The sequence below is a fragment of the Streptomyces sp. a15 genome (assembly GCF_059026085.1).
On record NZ_JBWLKM010000203.1, the window covers coordinates 1 to 2460 of the forward strand.

A 2460-nucleotide genomic window follows, 5' to 3' on the forward strand; every position below is an offset into this window, starting at 1 on the left:
CGCTCGTCGAAGTCGATGTCGACGTCGGGCATGGAGACGCGCTCGGGGTTGAGGAACCGCTCGAAGATCAGGCCGTGGGTGAGGGGGTCGAGGTCGGTGATGCCCATGGCGTACGCGACGATCGAGCCGGCCGCGGAGCCTCGGCCGGGTCCGACCGCGATGCCCTGCTTCTTCGCCCACATGATGAAGTCGGCGACCACGAGGAAGTACCCGGGGAAGCCCATCGAGATGATGGTGTCCATCTCGTACTCGGCCTGCTTGAGGCGGTCCTCCGGGATGCCGTCCGGGTAGCGGCGGTGCATGCCGCGCATGGTCTCCTCGCGGAACCAGCTGACCTCGGTGTGGCCCTCGGGGATGTCGAACTTCGGCATGAGGTCGCGCTTCTCGAACATGCCGATGGTGTCGACCATCTCGGCCACCAGCCGGGTGTTGTCGCAGCCTTCACGCCAGACGTCTGAGTTGACCAGGGCGTACATCTCGTCGGTCGACTTCAGGTAATAGCCCCCTCCCGCCAGTCTGAAGCGGTCGGGGTCCGAGAGGTTCTTGCCGGTCTGGATGCACAGCAGCGCGTCGTGGGCGGTCGCCTCGTGCGCGTAGGTGTAGTGCGAGTCGTTCGTCACCAGCGGCGGGAGGCCGAGTTTCTTGCCGACCCGGAGCAGGTCGTCGCGGACTCGGTGTTCGAGGTCGAGGTCGTGCTCCATCAGCTCCAGAAAGAAGCGGTCCTTGCCGAAGATGTCCTGGTAGTCAGCGGCTGCCTGGAGCGCCTCGTCGAACTGCCCCAGGCGCAGCCGGGTCTGGACCTCTCCGGAGGGGCACCCGGTGGAGGCCACGATGCCCTCCGACCACTGGGCGAGGACCTCCTTGTCCATCCGCGGCCATTTCTGCAGCCAGCCCTCCGCGTACGCGTCCGAGGAGAGCTTGAACAGGTTGTGCAGGCCGGTCTTGTTCGTCGCCCACATGGTCAGGTGGGTGTAGGAGCCACCACCGGACACGTCGTCCCGCTTCTGGTGCGGCTGGCCCCACTTGATCTTCCGCTTGTTGCGGCGGGACTCCGGCGCCACATACGCCTCCATCCCGATGATCGGCGTGACGCCCGCCTTCTGAGCGGAGTGGAAGAAGTCGTACGCCCCGTGGAGGTTGCCGTGGTCGGTCATCGCGATGTGCGTCATGCCCATCTCGTTGCTGACCTTGAACATGTCGTTCAGCCGCGCGGCGCCGTCCAGCATCGAGTACTGGGTGTGGACGTGCAGATGTGTGAATGGCGGCTTTGCCACGGCTTTGGCCTCCAGGTGCGAGGGGGACTGTTGAGGGGAGTCCCGATAGGCTAGCTGCAACCGGTGGGCGGGCGCATTGCTGTTGGAGGTGGCGTCCGGGTCACGTCCGGGGCCAGGTGCTGGTGCTGGCGGTGCAACAGGGAGGCCAACACGTCGGGCTCTTGGTCGATTTTGCGTCAAACGCCACACACGAGCACGGCGTTTGAGGCTTTTGTCGCCCTTGGTCTTGGAAGGCCGACCTGAAGGCGTCATTGCCGCAGGCCTCGGCGCGGTGCACCATGCGGTCGCTACTACGATCGATGCAGCTACCAACGAAAGGCGCGGGGGCAGGATGTAGACGTTTCACCAGTACGGAAACGTGAAGAAGATGCAGGCGCTCAGCAATCACAACTGGGACTACGCCCTGGAGGAAGGCGTCCACGGATGCGTGCTGGAGCCGAGCAGCGGAGGGCTGCTGCGCACGCCCGACGACAGAAGCATCGTCAATATGTCGTCCTACTCATATCTGGGACTTGACGAACACCCCAAAATCATTGCGGCGGCCGCTGCTGCCGTTCAGCGCACCGGGGTCCTCAACAGCTCGCTGTCGCGCGTGAGGATGACCATGCCGCTCCTCGAGGAGGCCGAAGCCGAGCTGAGCGACCTGTTCGATGCGGATACCGGGACCATCAACTCGTGTGCGGCGGCGGCCTGGGCGACCTTGCCCGTTCTGGCTTCGGGTCTGCTGACAGGGGAGAATCCTCCCGTTGTCGTCTTCGACAAGAGGGCGCACTTTTGCATGCTGGCGCTGAAGACGGCCTGTGCTGACGAGACGCAGGTTATGACCGTGCCGCACAACGACATGGAAGCCCTCGAGGAGATATGCCGCGAGCATGAGGCCGTTGCATACATATGTGATTCTGTTTACAGCACCGGTGGGACCGTCGCGCCCATCCGCGAACTCATGCGTCTTCAGGCGGAGTACGGATTGTTCCTGTACTTCGACGAAGCCCACAGCACGGTAGTGGGGGCAAACGGGCGCGGCCACGCCCTGGACGTGATGGGTTCGACCAACGAGCGCACGATGATCATTACCTCGCTGAACAAGGGATTCGGAGCCTCGGGGGGAGCCATTGAGCCTTTGCCAGTAATGGATCACGACGGTGTGTGATTGTTCAGATGGTGCGGTCGTACTCGAGCTGGAGCA

At 63.7% G+C, this 2460-nt stretch carries 2 protein-coding genes; one reads left to right on the forward strand and one right to left on the reverse strand.

The genetic code is table 11. The annotated features are described in order from the left end of the window. Positions 1 to 1274 (reverse strand): DNA polymerase III subunit alpha (gene dnaE, locus AC5P09_RS51595; protein WP_493880576.1); only part of this gene is annotated, 1274 nt, incomplete at its 3' end. A gap of 367 nt (positions 1275 to 1641) precedes the next feature. Between dnaE and AC5P09_RS51600 the strand changes: the two genes are divergently transcribed. Beyond that, positions 1642 to 2424, forward strand: a complete 783-nt coding sequence (locus tag AC5P09_RS51600; RefSeq protein ID WP_493880577.1) for an aminotransferase class I/II-fold pyridoxal phosphate-dependent enzyme — start codon at positions 1642 to 1644, stop codon at positions 2422 to 2424. Positions 2425 to 2460 lie beyond the last annotated feature (36 nt).